The organism is Caballeronia sp. GAWG1-1 (genome assembly GCF_023631465.1).
Lineage (GTDB): Bacteria > Pseudomonadota > Gammaproteobacteria > Burkholderiales > Burkholderiaceae > Caballeronia.
Genome location: NZ_JALQDB010000001.1, coordinates 1 through 19,281, shown reverse-complemented (window position 1 = coordinate 19,281; position 19,281 = coordinate 1). Strand labels below are relative to the sequence as shown.

The window sequence follows — 19,281 nt, the reverse complement described above, 5'->3', positions numbered from 1 at the left end:
CCCGGGGCGAAGCCACCGCGCGGACCTGGGCTGACGACGTCGTTCGCACAGCGCGCAAGACAATCCATACCCGCACGGTGACCTGTGACGGCGTCACAACGGAACACCAATCCGTGCACGCGGGATTCAAGGCCTACGGCTTGCCAGCAGGCGACCATATCCGGTTCCGTGCCAAAGCCAAAAGGAATGGCGTGGCGTTTTTTGAACACGAAGGAAAATCGTACGAGTTCCGGACCTTCTTGAAGGAGCCGGGGCGCGCGAGGGGCGCCCCGCACGTCATGCCGGAGGTCATCGCGCAAGCGCTCGAGGTTGCCGAGCAGCAAGAGGGGGCGTGCGCAACGCTTGCACCCATTGACACAGAGCACGACGGCCGCGTGCGTGAGTTACGCGCCGTGGTGATGCGCCGCGGCCAGAAAGAGTTTCGTGAGGCTTTGCTCGAGGCCTACGCCGGTCGTTGCGCGATACCCAATGCGACGCAACGGCCGTGCTTGAGGCCGCCCACATCGTCCCCTACGCTGGGGAGCACACACACCGGCAGGACAACGGCCTGTTGCTCCGCTCAGACATTCACACGCTGTTTGATTTGGGCCTGCTCTGGATTGACCCCATCTTGATGCGCGTCGAGGTGGCGGAGCAACTCCTGGTGACAGAATACGCGGGGCTTCGCGGGTGTGCGCTCCATCTCCCGAGCAATCTGGCCTGGCACCCGCATCGCGACCACCTTCAGCATCACGCGGATATCGCTCGACACGCGCGGACGGCCCGGGGATAAGCCCCGAAGCATGTCCAGTCCACAGCTGGCCGCGACACAGAAGGTGACACGGCAGGGCCTCCCAGGCGAAGCGTTCACGTGCCGATGGTGTTCAAACGCAAGTCCCTTGCCGATGATTCGGTACGAAACCGAAGGCGGCTTTCGTGCCTTCAAGCTGGGATTTGGAGTCATTCGGCGCGTATTCGATGGTTTAGGCGGTGAAGGTATTCATCGTGGTGTCCTCTGATAGTCGACGGTGAGCACACGATCGCGCACCCATCGCACTATCAGAAGGAAGGCGGCGGTGATAGAACTCATTCTCTCGAGGAATGGCTAGCCAAATCGGCCAATGCCAGCGATCCCGGTATAGTCCGACACAGGCAATCTAATGTATTACCCTTGTGTCGATACACTGCCGACGTAGAAGGCATCAGCAGTTGATCCAGGAACGGTCGTCTCGGCGTGGTGCGAGCTGGCATCAGTCGATGCAACGCTTTGCGGGAGTGCCCCTATTCGTCACGCTTTGACCATTGCCTATCGCACGCGCTGGCGGGCCCCAAAGGGTCGCGCCGAAGCATTCAATGCCTGCGCTCTTTGTATTGCCGACGCGGGTGCACTGGGCGGCAATATGCCATTGTCATCATCCCCAGCCGCCCACGAATATGATGTTGGCGCGTCAGGCGCGAAATTAGTAGGATCGACAGCTTCGCACACTGATTCTTCGAAGGCGGAGCCATGCTTCGGCGATGCATTTTGCATTCACCGAGCCCCTCCTCCCGCAGCCACCTATTCCAATCGACGTTAAAGACTAAATGGGCCATCGACTGCACTGTCATGCAGGATGCAGACGTCGTCTTCAGAGAACAGCCGAAATAGTTCTGCAGTCGTTGCCACGCCGAGCTTGAGCATAGCGTTCGTTTTGTGGGTGCAGATAGTCTGCTTCGAGCGGTGGCGTGCCAAGGCAATCGCCTTGAGTGATTGACCAGCAAGCGTAGCTTTTAGAACGTCGATCTCACAGGCAGTAAGGGGCTGATAACTTTGGCCACGTCTGGGCAGCTTTGCCGAGTATTTAGCAAGTGTAGACGAAACGAATTTTTTGCGGATGTGCGCCGCATGAATAGCAGCCTTCAAATCCCTGCCGACATCATCCTTGTCGAGCACCGCATGAACGGCCCTCATTGCCGACAGAGTTGCGAGAAATGCCTCATTTTTTATGCAAGAATGCAGGACCAGGCCAACGTCAATATGACCCGCACGTATGCGTGACAGCAATGGTTCGCCCAGGGCGTTTTGCCGCGAACTAACGCTTTGAAGGTCCGCGACGATTACATCACAGTCGACCGCTAGATTCGCCAACGTGTCTGCGCAGTGGGTCGTAGCGATGGTCCTGACCCCGGCACACTGACGAACCGCCGCCTCAGTGCCAAGTGCGCTAATAAGATGGCCGCCAGCACAAACAACCCTAATTGGCATCGCTATCTCCGCAGGAAGAAAACTGTCGAGACTAATTAGAGATGTAGCATCAGACAATCGGATAAGTATGATTTTGTTCGGGGACGGGATCTGGCTTCCCACCTATCGATCCTCGAGCAGCATCGCCGTCGCACTGGCTGAGAGCTCTGTTACTGAGCCAGGCACGTCGCGAAGCTGGACAGCGGCTTTCGCGAGGACTTTGCGCACGTCGAACTTCACTTCGGCTGTACAAGAACTTGGATTTGTGAACGGCCCGCTACGTTGAGACGCATCCTCATCGGAAGCGGCTTAATGCCATACTCAAAATAATTGACCGGTGCTAAGCATGAAACATATCACCAAGGCTTGGTTCATAAATGAACGAACCCGGGACACCTGGGTGCAAATCGGCGTTCAAGTGGGTAGTAAAGTTCATTACGGGAAAATTTCCGATGCGGCTCTAGTTGAATTGGCATTAAGAGCTTGCAGCACAGTGCAGGAAGCAATGAATACCGAGCTTTTGCAAGCCGTTCGCGCATTCGTCCGTCAGAATAAATACGCTACCGTTCCAATCCTAACTGCGCCCCTTGATCCACTAAGTGATGCCAAGATACAGTCACCGCGTCGTTTATAAGATCAGCGAATTTGATGCACATTGAAACACTGAGCTACATTTTTCTTTCTGCCTCCCCCGTGACCTTTGGCGACGCGCCTTTATCCCCACCACCGAGTGCCACCAATAGCGCCGCGCGGGTCGTCAAACGGTCGAAGTGATTTTGTGCCAAAGCTTCCTGAATTTGTTGCACCGACTGCTGGCTTTGCAACCACGGCTGTACGTCCGTTTCACCGGCAGTGAAACGCGCTTTGGCCAAGCGTTCGGCTAAGCGAGACTGCTCAAGTCGCTCCTGCAGCTTGGCCTCTTCGCGTTCGAATTGAGCGCTAGCCGTCAACCTGTCTTCGACCTCCTGGAGCGCATTATAAATTGCCTTTCGGAATTGGAGCGCTGCGACGTTGTAATCCGACTGCGACACTTTTATTCGCAGCTGAGTCCGGTTCCAATCGACAAATGGCAACGCGATGGCCAGCCCCACGTTGGCCACAGGATTGGTTAGGAAGCGCGCTAGGTCATCGCTCAATGTACCCACGGAACTGGTAAGCGATAGCGACGGATACAAGCTAGCACGAGCAACATCGATGTTCGCTAGCGTTTGCCGCACTCGCCATTCCGCTGCACGTACATCAGCGCGGCGATGAATAACATCCGCTGGTAGTCCCGCAGCTACCGGTGGGAGGGATCGGGTGATCAGTCTATCCGGGATGTCGATGGCGGTCTCGGGTGGCCCGCCTACTAGGATCGCCAACGCGTTTCTATTCTGCAAAAGCTCCTTGGCGATTTGATCGATGGTCACTTCTTCGGCAAGCACAGTCTGCCGCGCCTGACCGACATCGACCCTGGACGCGCTTCCCGCATCGTAGCGCGCCTGCACTATTGCAAGAGTCCGCTTGGCGTAGGCCAACCGGTCCTTAGAAAGCGTTAAGCGCTCGTTAAGCAAGCCAAGCATCCAGTAATTCTTCAAACATGCGCTAATTATTCCTAGTCGAGCCCAATCTGCGCCGTGCTCTTCTGCATTCGCAAGCCAGTTCGCTGAATCGCGTTCAGCAGCTAGCTTCCCACCAACGTCTAAGTCGTAATTAAGCGACGCGTTGACATCTCCTCCGCGCGAACGCATGCGGCGCAACGTGAGAGACTCCGTGCCCCAACCAATGTTGCCGCCCACGGTGACTCTTGGCGTCATATTCGTCGAAGTGTTTGTTGCCTCCAATTGCACTTGACGCAGGCGGTCGGCCGCTATCAGCAGATCAGTGTTAGATTCAACGACACTGCGGACTAACCGATTAAGGCGTTCATCCCCAAACTCCCGCCACCATTCCTCTGCAACGTTCGATCCATTGGCCGCCGTCGGAGCGCTCCAGTTCACTGGGACTTCTGCTGGCGGTACTCCTGGCAGTTGCGGCGCAACACAGCCAGCAATCGACAGAACGGCGCAAACAAACGAAGCCTCGCTGGATCGCTTTGCGATTGTAGACAGTCTGCGGCTAATCATGTGCAAGCGCGTCGATAGGGTCGAGCCGAGCAGCACGGCAAGCCGGCATCAAACCAAAAATAACGCCTACGAGCGTCGACGATGCGAATGCTGTCGCAGCTGTGATGGGAGACTGAAGCATCGCCCAATCATTGGCAAAGTAAGAGACACATTCACTCAACGCGAGGGACAGGACCAGTCCTATCAATCCACCTGAAACGCAAAGAAACACTGCCTCTAAGAGGAACTGCTGCAAGATATCGCTGTGTCGCGCCCCTACCGCCATGCGGATTCCGATTTCGCGCGTGCGCTCTTTGATTGAGACTAGCATCATGTTCATGACGCCGATGCCGCCAACACCGAGCGTCGTGATCGCTACTACGATCATAAGTGTTGTCATAATGTCTTGGGTCTTATTGAGTAGCTTGGCAAAACTATTAGCATTGAACGTAGCGAAGTCCTTGCGACCATGACGCTGCGCAAGCACGTCACTGAGACGGGCTTCCGCGTCGTCAGTGCTGTGATCGCCAAGCACACGCACGATAAGTCGATCCGGCAGCTGGCGTCCCATGACTCGGGTTGTTGCGGCCGACAGTGGCATCCAGACGTCTAATGCACTGGGGTCGGAGAACATGTCGCGCTTTTCTTTTACGACCCCTATCACTGTCGCTGGCGCGTTGTTGACCGCGATAACTTGGCCCATTGCGTCGCCGTACTGGCCAAATAACTTTCGCTGCGCTGCCTGACTAATAACGACCACTTGAGTATTCTTTGCGAATTCGTCGTCATCGAATCCCGTCCCTCGCAGGAAGCTCAAACCTCGCACCCTGAAATAGTCTTTGTTCACACCAACAAGTCTTCCGCGTCCGTGAGCGTGTCCATGCTGTATCAGAACAAATTTTTCAATTTCGGCCGTCCCGCTATCGACATAGTCCTGGGCCGCCAGTAGCTTCAAATCGGCAAGCGTTAATGACTTTCTCAACGATGGGCTCGCCTTATCGGAGTCGCCGATCGGCCAGAAGGTAATTGTGTTCGTTCCCAACGAGCGGATCGTGTCAAGAGTGCGTTCTTCCGCACCAAGGCTTAGCGCGACTATCGACACTACTGCGGCGACGCCGATGACAACTCCGAGCATTGTGAGTGCTGTACGCAGCCGGTTATTCGCGAGACTCCTCAGCGCGATTCCCACGCTTGTTCGTAGGCAACCGATACGTGTTACCACACTCCTCTTCTGACAAGATGCGCCCATAGCGGGGCATTCATTTTTTTCGCCGGAAATCGATAAGCCAAGCCAGTGCGAACCGACAGGCAGCGCAACGCTAGAATAAGCATCCTCAGTTTTCGCCGTAGAGGTTGGCCTGTCATCCACGATCTTGCCGTCCTCAATTTTGATTACTCGATGAGCATGCTCCGCGACGCGTTCATCATGAGAAACCAAGACTACTGTGTGACCCTGACGATGAAGTGCGTCAAAGATCTCCATGACCTCGCGAGCGCTCTTCGAATCCAACGCCCCGGTAGGCTCGTCACCGAGTAACACCGTCCCGCCGTTCATCAACGCTCGCGCAATGCTCACTCGCTGCTGCTGACCACCTGATAGCTGATTAGGACGATGCCTGGCCCGACGCGCTAGCCCGAGAAGGCTTAAGAGCTTTTCAGCGCGATGACGTCGTTCGACGGACGGCGTGCCCGCGTACACTGCAGGAACTTCCACGTTCTCCGCCGCGCTTAAGTGAGAAAGCAGGTTGTAACGCTGGAAAATGAATCCAAAATATTCACGCCGCAGCTTCGCCAATTTTTCGCCATCTGCGTCGAACACAAGTTGACCATCGAGTTTGTAAGTGCCGGCACTTGGGCGAGCAAGACATCCGATGATATTTAGTAGGGTTGTCTTCCCAGAACCAGATGTCCCAACGATAGCGACGAATTCGCCGGCATTGATGGTGAGGTTTATATCTTCAAGAACGACTATGTGCTCACCTCCCGCTTCATAGTGGCGACTAACATTCGAGAGCTGAATAAGCGGCTCTGACATGATTAGCTCCCATCTGAGATAGCTGGGTCTGTAGGCGAATTGAATGCCAATCCGTCGTCAATAAGCACCGCCTCTCCAATAGCAAGCCCATCGCGAACTTCTGCCTTAACGTTGTTGTTCAGGCCGATCCGAACGCTGCGCTGAACAATCTCGCCCCGATCGTTGATAACCCGAACTTGATACCGCCCATCAGGTGCTTTTGCCCCCAACGCTTCGGACGGAATAATCAGGACCTCTTTACTCGAATTGATCGCTACTCGAACGTCGGCGGTCATCGCGATACGAAGCTTGCGTTTCGAATTAGGAACGTCAAAAAGCGCGTTATAGAAAACGGCCCGGTGCGTCGATTCTTCGCCGCCCGTACCGCGTTGACGAGCGGATTCAATATACCCCCGGGGCGCCGGCTCTATCGAACGCAGCTTCCCGCAGTAATGTTGGTCCGGCTCCCCTAGGGTCGTAAAGCAGGCAGTCTGGCCGAGACGTACCCGATGCACGTCCGCCTCGGACACTTCTGCGCTCACCGTCATCGTGCCGAGGTCGGCAAGCCTCAGTATGACTGGAGTTTCCTGCTGCGCATTTACCGTTTGCCCCTCTCGCGAAACGATCGCTACGACTTCTCCCTCGCTCGGTGCGACAATCTTCGTGAAGTCAAGATGTGCCTTGGCAGTTTCGACTTTCATGTGGGCACTGCGGATACTGGCGTCAATGCTCTCCAGCTGGGCCTTTCGACTCCGATACTCAGTCTCAGCTCTGATATTGTCCTGACGCGAGGTTGCTTCTTCGGCGAGCATGAGGTGATGGCGACGCATTGCCATTTCGGCTTCAAACAGCTTAGCGTGCGCGGCTGCCCTGTCTGCAACCAGCTGATCCTCGCGGGCCTGCTCTTCTTTCAGCTCGTTTTCTGCGACGGTAGGGTCGATCTCCGCAAGCAATTGCCCTTTCGTTACCTTGTCTCCAACGTGAACCTTCAAAGATTTGATTTGGCCGGAAGCCTGTGAACCCACGTCTACCTGGGTTCTACCTTCAAGCGTCCCTTCTGCCAAAACCACGTCGTCAACATCACCTTTTTCTACGCGCACAGTGCGAAAGTTCGATTTCATATCAATCCGGCACCACAGCGCGGCGACAACGACTGCAGTGATCGCAAGAGCAAGGACGACCACCACCAAAAATTTCTTTAGCATGATGTTTCTTAGCAAACGCGAAGACGTTCCTACGAGCGTGCTGCAAGCGTGGGTTGAAGTGCGCAATAGGGCACCGCCTCAAGATGAGTCAGCGCCGTTGCCCTCCTTAACTTCGTCTGAAATTGACCGCTCGTGGTCACGGGGAAGTGCAAAGGGATAGCGGTAAGCAGTTAAGGCGCGACAGAATCGAAAGGATGCTGACCTGGGCGTATCGCCCATCGGTGGGATCTTTCCCAAGGACAAAACTGCGGCGGACTGGCTGCTGCCGATGCCGGGCTCAGCACAGAGCTAGTGTGTTGCGGCAAATGATAATCATCGGAAAAGAGCGACCACAGATTGATTAGGACCGCTCAAATCACACAAATGGCCGGCCCTACTACACACATTCCTGAATTTTTTAATAGCCGAGATTTCCTTCCGCAAGCTAGCCAACAACTACTCTACCCGCCCGAATCCTCTATCTGGAATGCGACACGTACGAAAGTGGCAAAGCCACATTGGCTTCAGCAGTTACGGCGTTGTTCCTCCGCTTATATCGAGACGAGATTTCCCTGGCGCTAAGATGGACTGAACTTGAAGGAACGGTTCCGGCGTCTTCCGTTCCAGCCTTCGCCACCCGGCCAAGGAAACCGTGAATCAGCATTGCACGCGCTTCCGGCTTTATCACCGAACTTCTCCGGTCTGCTGGCAGTAGGTCGCTGTCGATCCATTTGCATTCTTATGGATTCGCGCCTCTTAAAGGTCGATTGGCACAGTGAGACACACGGTGCGCGCAACGCCATGTCTGACGTCTTCGCGCTTGTTATCCAATTGAAGCCGAAACTTGATGCAACAGGCAATCCGGTGAAGGTTACCTTTCCCATCCGTTCGATCCCTGAACCTCGAATTTCGAGTCTAGGAGATTCGTCGTCCATCTAACATTGGACGTGTACGAATCTGTCGCTCTGAGTTGGCAGCTGTTGCGACGCATCGTTACCGCAAGCGTGTGAGCGTTCATTGATCCATACAGGCGACGCAGGAATGCGTCTCTCGAAAATCAAGAAGCAGGCAGTGATGCCGAACGCTCGCCGGGGGCGGTAGCGGGCCGGGCACGGGCGGTGGCAAGCGGCTGCATCTGGGCCGGCAAGTGTTTCTGTTCAAGCCCGCTCTGTGAAATGTTTCATCACGACGGCGGCTAATTCCTGTAGCTCCGACTTCTCATCAAAGCGCTCCTCGCGTCGTGACCTGAGAAAGAACCGAGCCTTTGGGAGGCTTGGAAGCGTTGGTTTTGACACCTGCCGCAATCCAGGTCGCGCGGCCGCAGAAGCATTGAGACAACCCACGCCGAGCCCAGCTTCTAGGGCGGCGGTGAGGTCGTCAACGCCGGACGCGATATGACTCACATAGAAAGCAATGCCCCTTTTACGAAGGCTATCTATTGCAAGGCGATGCAGCGAGCAGAATTCCGGCAGGAGGACAAGGGGCAAGGGGCGCCCCGGCAGAGGATTCGAGCGTTTGGCACCAATCACCCACTGCAGTGGCTCGACACCGAGCTCCGTGCTGTCGTTCAGCCGAAGCGACTTTACGCCTATTAGGCTCATCAGCAAGGCAAGTTCGATTTCGCCTCGTTCATACGCTGCCTGAATATCGGAGCTCATGCCAACGAGGCTTCGCAATCGGATCCGGGGGCAGTCTGTCACTGTTCGCGCGAGCAGTTGTCCGAGTTCTGCGCTGCGAAAGTAACCCGTAACACCGATTGCTATCTCGATGTCCTCGGGAATCGCATGCATGTCTCGCCATGCAGCTTCCGACAAACCGACGATCCTCCTTGCGTGGCGTAACAGTTGAATGCCTGCAGCGGTAGGCGTGACGCCGCTCTTGGCCCGCAGCAGCAATGTCTGACCCGCTCGGGCTTCAAGCTTCGCAAGTTGCTCGCTCAAAGCTGATTGCGAAAGACTGCGCGCAGGGGCAGCAGCCGTAATGCTCCTTGCTTCCACTGCGGCGATAAACGATTTCAGTTGCTCGACGTCGAAAACGTGCATTTCATCCCCCGGAGATGCCGATGGATCATAGCTGATCTTCCCGCTTTTCGGATTCGTTAATGACAGCCACTATACGAGCATTAATCACAGACAGGAACGAACATGCCTCATATCAACATTCAAATCTCAGGATCTCGTGATCGTGATCTTGGCCGCCGAGCCGCCGAAGCGATTAGTCAGCTGACAGCGGACGTCCTTGGCAAGGATCCGGCTGTCATGGCCGTGACACTCGACTACATCGCCGACGAGGATTGGCTGATCGGGGGGAAAAGCCTAGCTGAATTGTCTGCTGCATCGTATTTCGTCGAGGTGAGCATTACCGACGAGACAAATACAAAGGCAGAAAAGGCCAACTTCATCCGCCAAGTGCACGAAGTAATGTGCGGCTTGAGAGCAGAGGTTCACGAAGTGTCATACGTGTATCTGATCGACGCTCGCGCCGCCGCATATGGATTCGGCGGACGGACGCAAGAGTGGCGACACCAGAAGGCAGGCGTCTAGACGATCGTCTCAAGATTCGTGGCACTTGCCGAGACTCACAATGGGCATTGGTCACGGGTCATCCACTTTTGATGAGAAAGCCATGCTCGCGGACTTTTTGGAAACAATCGGCTCGCTCGGTGTGTTGGCCAGCGCCGTGGCCTGCTGCAAAAATGCTGGATCCAGTCGCACTCGCCCGCAACTGAACGAAAACGTTCGACACTCGAACGGGTGCCTTCATCGCCGGCCGAAGGTACGTCACTTCGAGTCAAATGCGGATCGCGAATGTACAGGTAATGCATTAAAAGATTCTGCCATGAAGGATCGTCCTATCCCCCGGGACGGTTTCGTTGACTAGCAGCGCGCGAATTACGAGTGCTTCTTACGGTAACGCCAGAGTCTCGCCGGCACCGCTAGACACAGTGCTCGCAAGCACCGCTGCTCGCGATCGCTGGGGCTACACGATCCATCGGCGGCTTCGGTCCGGATCATCAACGCGTGTTGGTTGCCAATCGTCGAGGACACCTCTACCGGCTGACAAGGCCGGTCATTTGACCGATATACGAAGCCAGCGATGGATGCGATCGTGCTTGCTTCGCATCACACTGGAGAGGCGCGATTAGCAGCGTGCGCCTCACAGATATTCGATATTACTTGGAGTATCTCAATGAAGTTGAAGGCAATAGCGGTCGCTGCCATCGCCTGTGCTGCGCTTCTCACAGCAGATCCGGGTTTCGCGCAAAGCATTAGCGATTCCGCGTGCGGGTCTGCAAAGAACGTCGTGCTGGTACATGGGCTTTTTGCCGACGCTTCCAGATGGATGAAGGTCATTCCACTTTTGCAAGCCAAAGGGCTGCACGTTACGGCGGTACAGAACCCCACCACCTCCCTTGACGCGGACGTCGCTGCCGTTAAGCGTGTCCTCTCCCAGCAGGATGGCCCGACGCTGCTTGTCGCCCATTCCTATGGTGGGATGGTCATCAGCCAAGCGGGCGATGATCCCAAGGTATGCGGGCTTGTCTACGTCGCTGCGCGTGCGCCCGACGCGAATGAGGACTATGTTGCCCTGACCAAAAAATTTCCGCCCGCGCCTGCTTCCACAGGTTTGCAGTGGTCACCCGACGGTTATGGAAGTCTGTCAGAGCAGGCATTCGTCAATGACTTTGCGGGTGACCTTCCGAAGTCGGAGGCTCGTGCCTACTTCGCCGTTCAGCAACCGGTGGGGCGGGCGATCACGATGGCAAAAACGACCCTGGCCGCATGGCGCGACAAACCAACGTGGTACGTGGTATCGACCGAAGACCGAACCATCAACGCCGATTTGGAGCGCTTCATGGCCAAGCGCATGCACGCAAAGACCACTGAGATCGAGGCCAGCCACGTTGTGCTCATTTCGCATCCGAACGAAGTTGCAGATCAGATACTGGCTGCCGTTGCTCAACAGCGATAAGTCTGCCAATCCGTGCATCGATCGAACCCTGGATGTCTCGTACGCGGTGATACTCCTTTTGTTGAGCGTAGCTGAGACGCAAGAGCGTGGAAGAAGGAAGAATTAAGAAAGAGGCCCGCAGCCGTCATGGGGCTGAAAATGTGATCGCGCTCAATTCGGCGTGAAGTGTAGTGCGCAAGTTCGTACCGGTAAGTGCAGCATTGCGCCTCGTCTCACCGACTGTCTAGCGTCGTAGCATAACGGCGCCTACATCCTGCGCCGTCCGATCTGCTCATCGAGGCGCCACACGAGGTTCACGGAAAATCGACGATCAAGCAACGGGGTGGACAATCCTAATCTCATCGCTCATGACTTCCGATCAGCGAGCAGGCGACTCGTGATTACCGTTCCGGAAACAGCTACCTCTACCGCACACGCCCTTTTGGCTCGCGAGTGCGATCGATCGGGCGCTACCGCTGCTCCTACCTCTCATGGTGTCTATCGTTCCGGCGCTCCGGCTGAGTCCAGCAATATATCGCCGGCGAATCCGGTCACGCATTTATCGGTCTTATGGCCGTCTGCTGACGGTCGAGCGCAAGGCTCTTTTATTGGACGATGACGACGACCGTCATTCGCTGCTTGAAGGACTGGCTTCGGCTGAACAGTCGCTAAACGACTTCAGCGTCCGTTTCCCCATGCTGATGCGCTTTATTTCCTGTGCGAACACATCGGCCTGGTGCAGGCACATCTACGGGTTAGGAAAGGACGCTTTCTCCTATCTGAACATCGATGTGCGATGAAGCGACTCTCGAGCCCTCACACATCACAAACTGCTCAAGGAACCGCAGGCGCAGTCGATAACCTGAAAGGCTGTGCATGCCTTCCTCAGCCCGGCCTATGTTCCGGGTGCATCAACTTATTCTTGACACAAGCAGACATGCGGCATTTCATCAGCACTCTTTTTCTTCTTGCGCTTCCTTTCCTCGTGTCGTGCGGAGGAAACTCCAATACACCGTCGAATGGAGCTGCGGCAGCAGCGAACGCAGCCTCCTCGACGGCGTCGACGTCTGCTCCTGGCGAATCGGGCCCAGCGACGACCGCTACCGGTGCGTCGGCGCCGGCATCGACCTCCGCCGTCGTGGGCACAAATGAGCCGAACCCGGCGACAACAGTTGCGGATAACGTATTACCGATTAGCGTGCAAACGCCGAACTATGACATCAACCGGGCCTTGATTAGCGTCACCGTCTGCGTGCCCGGCACGTCGATGTGCGAAACGGTCAATAACGTCATGGTGGATACAGGCTCTGTTGGCCTGCGATTGCAACGTTCCGCGCTCAAACATCCTGAACTCTTCTCGGCGATGGCAGGACCCGACGCACATGCGTTGGCGGAATGCTATCGCTTCGTCTCATCGGCCGCTTGGGGAGTAGTGACTCGCGCGGATGTCCGGTTAGCTGCCATCCAAGCATCGAGTGTTCCAATTCAGATCGTTGATGAAGCAAGCGCGTCGTATGGCGATCATCCGCGTCCCGACTCCTGTTCGAAGGGCAGCAAGCCGACGTCGAACGGAACGCTCGGGATTGCTCCGGTATCCCTCAACGATTGCAAGGATCCATGCTTCATTTCGCTCAGAACACCTCGGTACTACGAGTGCACTGCAGAAGGGTGCACGCCCATCGCTAAGCCCGTGGCCGCGAATTTTCGCGTTGTTCATCCGATAGCGGCTCTTCCGTCTGATAACAATGGCTACGTGCTCAACGTACAGGCGGTTCCGGAGTCGGGCGCGAGCGCCACACCGGGGACGCTTACGCTCGGCATCGCAACGCGTTCGAACAATTCACTCGACGTTACCAACGTGATCGATCTCGCGCCGGATGGAACCTTCACGACGGTTTGGAACGGGCAGTCGTACTCTGCGAGCTACTTCGATACAGGCACCGAAGAATATTACTTCGCCACTTCGCCGGCTGGAGTGCACGCGTGCGGCTCTCACTGGTGCGCAGCGCCCGAAGCAGCGTTATCCGCGACCCTGAAGGGCCAAACTACGGAAGCGACCGCCAATTTTCGTGTCGGCGATTCAACCAGTCTGATTAACAGCGGTAAGGGCGCGTTCAGAAATATTGCCATTGTCGCTAACAAGGACTCGCGCGCCTTTGTCTGGGGTATGCCGTTCTTTGTCGGACGCAAAGTCTTTATCAAACTGACTGACGGGTCGAGCGGTTCCAGCAATGCGTATTACGCGTTTTCCGATGCCGTTTTCCCCTAACGCGTGATGCGGTAGGAAATTGCACGCCGAAGCGACATCGCACCGGCTCACGCCACCCTCAAGTTGATGGTCCGCAAGCCGTCAATAAAAGAGATGGTTCGGGAACTGAAAACGTGCATCGACGGTGCGATCGCTTCATCAGGGAGAAACAACATAAGCAGCGAGCGCGCCCTGGGCGCATCGCCATTCACATAAACCCAGACTGAACGTCCTTGAACTCGTGAAACCAACCCTTATCAGTGCCGCAACGCTCGCGGTTTTTTGTTCCGTATTTGCAGGATGCGGAGGCAGCTCTGCGCCTTCGACCTCCGGCAGTGTCTACATGGGTCCGCTCAGCAACGCGACGGTCGAGGTTCATGAGCTTGCAGCGGACGGCACCGTGTCCGACAAGCCCGTCACAACTACCACTACCGCGTCCGACGGCTCATTCACGCTTAAATCGGCACTGCACTATCCGGTGTTCGTACGGGTCACGGGCGGTTCTTACGAGGAAGAGGCAACCGGCACCGCGACCACGCTAAACGGCGAACTTGACGCGGTCTACCTGACCGCGCCGTCTCAGATGGTAGTTTCCACCTATTCGAACGCCGTCGTTGCCGACGCACGTGCTGCGGGCGGCCTCACTGCCGACAACATTGCCTCGGCGATGTCGCGTATGAACGCCTTTGCGGGCGACATCGACGTGAGCTCGACCACACCGACTTTCGTTTCGAGCGGCACTACGACGGACGTTTCCGATGGCTCGAAGATGGCGCTCGCGCTCGGCGCGGAGTCACAGAGCCGCACGTCGCTCGGCCTCTCGGTCGTCGAGAGCACGCAAAATATCGTCGCGCAAGCCGGCAACGGCGACAACCTCGCACAATGTAACGCCGGTGCAGGCAACATCAACTCTGACGGCACGCTCGACGCACCGGTCAGCGGTAACTGCGCGATTACCACTGCCGCGGCCGCTTACGTTGGCGGCAGTCACAACAAGTCCGGCATCAAGAAACTGTCGGCACTTAAAAATGTGATTCCCGGTCATGCAGCCGCAGTATCCATCAGCAGCGCGGCGTGCACGGATCGCGAAAAACTGTTAAGCGAGCTCGGCACGCTCTTCGCCAATCGAAAGAACGAAGTTCAGGCACAGCTCGGAAATGGCGTCACTGTGGCGAACTGGAAAAACTTTGCCAACGGCGGCACGTGGGGTCCATTCGCCGCGAGCTACGGCCCGGTCACGGCGGCAGCTTGCGGCAGCGACGTCGGCGCGTTCCAGCGCGAACTGGTCATGGCTGTGGAGAACTACTGGGTCGATCAGGGCATCAACTATTGCCACCATCACATCCCCGGCTGGTTACCGCCGAAGTCGCCCGCTAAGTTTCGCAACTTCTCCTCGGGCAGTACTTCTGGCGGCAGCACGTCCAAGATGACCTGCACCGCGAACCGTCGCGCCGATGGGTCGCAGAGCCTCACGCCTTTGACGCAAAGTGACGAGATTCAGTGGCAAGGCGTCGATTGTTCAGACTTCACCTCATGGGTGTACAACTTCGCGGGTCTCACGCAGGAAACGAATAACCTCGAGACGGGGATCGGTTCGCAGGCTTGCTCTACAGGCGATGATCCGCTCGTAAGCTCAGGCCAAAAGGAGCCGGGTGTGTTGCTGGATATCAACCAGGGCAACATCGCCAACATGGTCGGTTACTTGAAGCCGGGCGACCTGCTGTACATTACGCAAAAGGCGACCGTCCCGGCTAACGTCGGCACGGTCACGACAGCGGACGGCTACGATGTCTCGCACGTTATCACTTGGACCGGCAAGCATTACAGCGAGCTCAGAGCGAGCGATCCGGCGCACTTCGATCTGGGTACGCTGGGCAAGGTCGGATCGCGTCTGGGTGTTGACATCGCATCCTACCTGTCGACGTTGGACGGCAAGCCCATGCCGGTGTCCGAGTTGGGAGAATCGACGGACAAGGATCCGTGGATGATCATCGACAGTCACGATGCCGGACCGGCCTATCGTCCCTTCGTAATCAAAAATGCGACGATGAAAGCCGACTGGTACGCCGCGAGCCTCTCGCATGTACGCCGAATTATCGAAGCCGACAAGGTACAGACCGATCCGGCGCTCGCACCGCTCGTCATCACGCAGACAGTAAGTTCGAGCAACAACGCAGGTCCAGTGCTGACATTTGCGTCGAAGGCGTCATGGGCGAGTGGCACGAATGGCTACAAGCTGATTTATCAGCGGCCGAAACCGGGCGCTACACCCGCTTGCTATCGGGTAGGAACTCCGCCGGTTGCCGCAAGCACAGCGGCGGCGCAGTAAAACTCGTTGTTGACTGGCCGCCGTTCTTAATGGCGGCTAGTCTTACATTGAGGCTTTTCTCCCAGAGCAATTAGCGGCCACGTATCTGCGCGTGGTCGATCTCCACTCAATCAAGCCTCCTGACATACACTTATTTTCGCGGTTACAGCGGTTACATCAGTTACGCTATCCACGGACCCTTATCAGGCAAGGCTCGTAGCGTAACCGTTTTTTGTAACCGCGATTTGCTGTAACCGCGCAATCTGCTCTGGACCATTCAAACCCGTAGCCGGTGTAACCGCAGGCGCGGTTACAGGCGTGCACGGTTACACCGTCGCGGTTACGCGGAAAAGCCCATCTGATAAGGCTTCAATCTGACCTGTAACCGCGTAACCGCTGTAACCGCGTTTGCAGCAAGGTCAGAGAGTCTGTTCCCACAGGGCAGATGTGAAGACGTACACCTTAGTAGGCCCTTTGCCGGGAACCCGTTCGGCGCGCTGGGCCCAGCCGATGGCAGCGGGCTTGATCCAACCCGCGTCTATCAACGCCCGTGCAGCGGCTTTGAGATCTTGACCAATACAAATCTCTCGCCTGAATACCTCAGGGAATACTAGGTATTCGACGCCCCCATCAACCATGCGCCGATATCCCGCACGATTAGGCGTGGGTCTTTCGCTTTCTGAGTAAAGGTCTGTAAAGCGCGACTCCTCATGAGCTTCGAAGAACGCTTTGACTTGGGAAAGGATTGCCGCGTGCTCGTGATTGCCGGCACCGCCTCGGGTCTCTAGCCATGCTCGAAAACACGTGGCTGCGGCTGCGAGTGTTTCACCGGGCTGCCATCCGGTGATTCCGCGATCCGTCGCATACTCGCCTGCCAGGCCGAATAGGGCGAGCCGCTTACAGACGCGATGCGCCTGACCATTTGCGTCAGTCGGTAGGTCCTCGGCTTCCTGTGTCGCCTAGCACTCGCAGTTCGACCCGCTACACAAAATTGGTGTAACAGGTGTAGCCGGTGTAACTTTGGCCGCAAACCCAAACTGGGCAAGAGTTTCCGCGTTACACAAATCGCGTTACACCGATTGCGTGTTACACCGCCAGGTGTAACACGGTCTCTCGCCCGTCACGAACAACGGCGAGGCGAGCCATGAATAGCACGCTCACCGAGATCCTCGGTTCCTGTGAACGCTGTACCTGCCCGTCGTTATCGGTGCGGGCACGACGGTGAACGGAATCGAGCGAAGCAATACCGCGTTCGGCGTGCCCTGCGCGACCCAGCAAGCCGCGTGGGCGGCGGCACGCGAAATGTGCGAACAGATGGATGGCGTCGGCTTCTGCGTGGGCCGCCTCGATCCTGTCTCGGAGAGAGGGGCGCGCCCTGGCGACTAAGAAAAAGGACGCAGATCCGCGCGGCAGTTGGACAAGCTCTACGCGGAAATGATCCGAAGTCACGCCTATCGCGCGCTCAGCATGCCCGCGCGCTGTCTGATGTGGGACATGAAGTCGATGGTGACCACGACGAACAACGGGTCCATCGGCGCCCCGCTCTCGGTGAGGAAAAAACAGTTCGGCTGGAGTTCTTCATCGGCGCTGAGCAAAGCGCTGTATGAGCTCCGCGCGATGGGATTCATCGCCGTGACGAAGCAGGGAGGATTTAAAGAGGGGACGCGTGTTTGCTCGTTGTACCGCTTTACTGATCTGCCCGTCTACGAGCATAAAGCCAGCGATCGACAGCCCCGGCAACCTGGTCACCGGATCCGGGGCGCAGCCGCTAGGTGCTCGCGTTACGGCCTGAGGTCGACATCGGTAGATTCGTTGGAGTGCTTCTGTCCGAGCGCGAGCAGAACCAATTCTTTCGCCGCGAGATTAGGGCACACGAAGATGACGAGATCGTTCGTCTTAGCGGCCGCGAGTTCGTCGGCGACGATCTTCCCTGCAATAGCGGAGTCATCTAGAACCGACGTACGAATATCCTCGAAGACGTGCAAGTCGAACTTTGCAATCGGCGAGAAGTCAGTACCGTCTTCCAATGCCACGATGAACTTTTGACCATGGGTCGAACATTCAAAGCGCTGCCCCTCTGTGGAGATCAAGCGAGATGTTTTCATGCGGCGGCCTAGTTGATCGCAGCCCCGGCAGCCGCGAGGGATTTCGTGGTTTCGGACCGCTAGAACGCTTCGCACATAAGCTGCCGGGTGTTCGCGCTGCGCAAACAAGTTAGCACGGATTGCTGCGGCCTACTTTTTGTCCATGCTTTAATAATAGTAAAAATCTGCTTAATTACATGTTCTGGCGGCGATGCTTTTGCCTCCGCATCTCGGTACGTTGGAGTTCGCGCGCCGGCGCCATATAGCAAAATGAACCTGTACGACTGTCAAATGTTGGCCGCTAGCATCAGGAAACGGGTTGACAACGGAATACTGAATGGCCAACAACTTGCGATTGAGCTCGACCATCTTGCAGACGCACTTGCGCCCTGTGTGGGGACGGACTGGCGCGTCCAGACATCCTTATCTGTTGCACGCTCGTTACTAGCACTTAGAAAAACGCTAGAGGCACTTTTCCGCCTGGAGCGCCTGATCTCGGAAGAGGTGTGCCGTCGTGACAGCGACTGAGGATCTTAGAACGTCCGGCACAAGGAGGTGACGCGTGAGTGGCGACCGCGTTATAAGTCAGCACCGCGCGCGGACGTCGAGCGGACGCCGTTCCTAAAACTTTAGGACCTGAGATCAGCACACTTCTGTGCCGATCTCCACGACATCGACGCCGCGCTAACATGGATAAAGTGTCATCGGTGTAACGGTGTAACGCGATCACATAGTTGGTGTAACGCCGAAAGGCTTATGAGACAGGGCTTTCCGGGACGCGTTACACCTGCTACACCCGTTACACCGACATTTCGATGATCGCGAGAGACGCGTTACGAAGACCATACGCGGGAAGTAAATACATAGACGCGTGTACTCCCCTTCCCCGGAATGCGCTCAACTCGTTGATACTTTCCGTCGGGCGAAACCCGAATCCAACCCGCATCCACAAGCACTTTGGCAGCGCCTTTCGGATCAAAGCCTTGAGACACTTCGCGCTTAAAAACTTCCGGAAAGACAAGGTATTCCGAAGCTCCATCAACTGCGCGCCTAAACCCGGCGCGATTCATGGTTGGTCGGTCTGAAACATCATTGAGGTCGGTGAATCGCGATTCTTCGTGGGCCTCGAAGAACGCTTTGACGTGGGAAAGGATTGCCGCGTGCTCGTGATTGCCTGCGCCGCCTCGGTTCTCTAGCCATGCTCG

The 19,281-nt window shown here is 56.5% G+C and carries 12 protein-coding genes and 1 pseudogene; 6 read left to right on the top strand and 7 right to left on the bottom strand.

Annotated elements, in window-relative coordinates; all coding sequences use genetic code 11:
• The first annotated feature begins 454 nt into the window (after window positions 1–454).
• Window positions 455–772 carry an HNH endonuclease gene (locus tag NCT03_RS34005; protein ID WP_502800332.1) on the top strand — a complete coding sequence of 106 codons (318 nt, stop codon included), beginning with the start codon at window positions 455–457 and terminating at the stop codon, window positions 770–772.
• A 780-nt stretch (window positions 773–1,552) separates the two neighbouring features.
• Here the strand turns inward: NCT03_RS34005 and NCT03_RS00060 are convergent.
• The gene (locus NCT03_RS00060; protein WP_250491603.1) at window positions 1,553–2,107 is read right to left on the bottom strand and encodes a helix-turn-helix transcriptional regulator; all 555 of its coding nucleotides are present in this window, start codon (window positions 2,105–2,107) and stop codon (window positions 1,553–1,555) included.
• A gap of 442 nt (window positions 2,108–2,549) precedes the next feature.
• On the opposite strand from NCT03_RS00060, the gene NCT03_RS00055 reads away from it, so the two are divergent.
• Complete coding sequence (locus NCT03_RS00055; RefSeq protein ID WP_250491602.1) at window positions 2,550–2,837, top strand: hypothetical protein; 288 nt, start codon at window positions 2,550–2,552, stop codon at window positions 2,835–2,837.
• Between the two features lie 34 nt (window positions 2,838–2,871).
• Here the strand turns inward: NCT03_RS00055 and NCT03_RS00050 are convergent, their stop codons facing one another.
• From NCT03_RS00050 to NCT03_RS00035, 4 genes are all read right to left on the bottom strand, one after another.
• Window positions 2,872–4,308 (bottom strand): efflux transporter outer membrane subunit, encoded by a 1,437-nt coding sequence (locus NCT03_RS00050; protein ID WP_250491601.1) that lies wholly within the window; start codon window positions 4,306–4,308, stop codon window positions 2,872–2,874.
• A complete protein-coding gene (locus NCT03_RS00045) occupies window positions 4,301–6,322 on the bottom strand; it encodes an ABC transporter permease (RefSeq protein WP_250491600.1) in 2,022 nt (673 codons plus the stop codon). The genes NCT03_RS00050 and NCT03_RS00045 overlap by 8 nt, the downstream gene beginning before the upstream one ends.
• A gap of 2 nt (window positions 6,323–6,324) precedes the next feature.
• Window positions 6,325–7,506, bottom strand: a complete 1,182-nt coding sequence (locus NCT03_RS00040) for an efflux RND transporter periplasmic adaptor subunit (RefSeq protein WP_250462374.1) — start codon at window positions 7,504–7,506, stop codon at window positions 6,325–6,327.
• A gap of 1,136 nt (window positions 7,507–8,642) precedes the next feature.
• Window positions 8,643–9,527 (bottom strand): LysR family transcriptional regulator, encoded by an 885-nt coding sequence (locus NCT03_RS00035; protein ID WP_250462372.1) that lies wholly within the window; start codon window positions 9,525–9,527, stop codon window positions 8,643–8,645.
• 102 nt (window positions 9,528–9,629) lie between these two features.
• Between NCT03_RS00035 and NCT03_RS00030 the strand changes: the two genes are divergently transcribed.
• From NCT03_RS00030 to NCT03_RS00015, 4 genes are all read left to right on the top strand, one after another.
• A complete protein-coding gene (locus NCT03_RS00030; protein ID WP_250491599.1) occupies window positions 9,630–10,028 on the top strand; it encodes a tautomerase family protein in 399 nt (132 codons plus the stop codon).
• A 646-nt stretch (window positions 10,029–10,674) separates the two neighbouring features.
• On the top strand, window positions 10,675–11,457 hold the full coding sequence (locus NCT03_RS00025; RefSeq protein WP_250491598.1) for an alpha/beta hydrolase: 783 nt from the start codon (window positions 10,675–10,677) through the stop codon (window positions 11,455–11,457).
• Between the two features lie 916 nt (window positions 11,458–12,373).
• Window positions 12,374–13,705 carry a DUF3443 family protein gene (locus NCT03_RS00020; protein ID WP_250462368.1) on the top strand — a complete coding sequence of 444 codons (1,332 nt, stop codon included), beginning with the start codon at window positions 12,374–12,376 and terminating at the stop codon, window positions 13,703–13,705.
• 322 nt (window positions 13,706–14,027) lie between these two features.
• Window positions 14,028–16,013, top strand: coding sequence for a hypothetical protein (locus NCT03_RS00015; protein WP_250491597.1), 1,986 nt, complete (start codon window positions 14,028–14,030; stop codon window positions 16,011–16,013).
• A gap of 1,760 nt (window positions 16,014–17,773) precedes the next feature.
• Here the strand turns inward: NCT03_RS00015 and NCT03_RS00010 are convergent.
• Both NCT03_RS00010 and NCT03_RS00005 read right to left on the bottom strand, forming a co-directional pair.
• Complete coding sequence (locus NCT03_RS00010) at window positions 17,774–18,097, bottom strand: hypothetical protein (protein ID WP_250462364.1); 324 nt, start codon at window positions 18,095–18,097, stop codon at window positions 17,774–17,776.
• Between the two features lie 812 nt (window positions 18,098–18,909).
• Window positions 18,910–19,281 (bottom strand): annotated as a pseudogene (locus tag NCT03_RS00005) (DUF927 domain-containing protein); the annotation flags it as partial.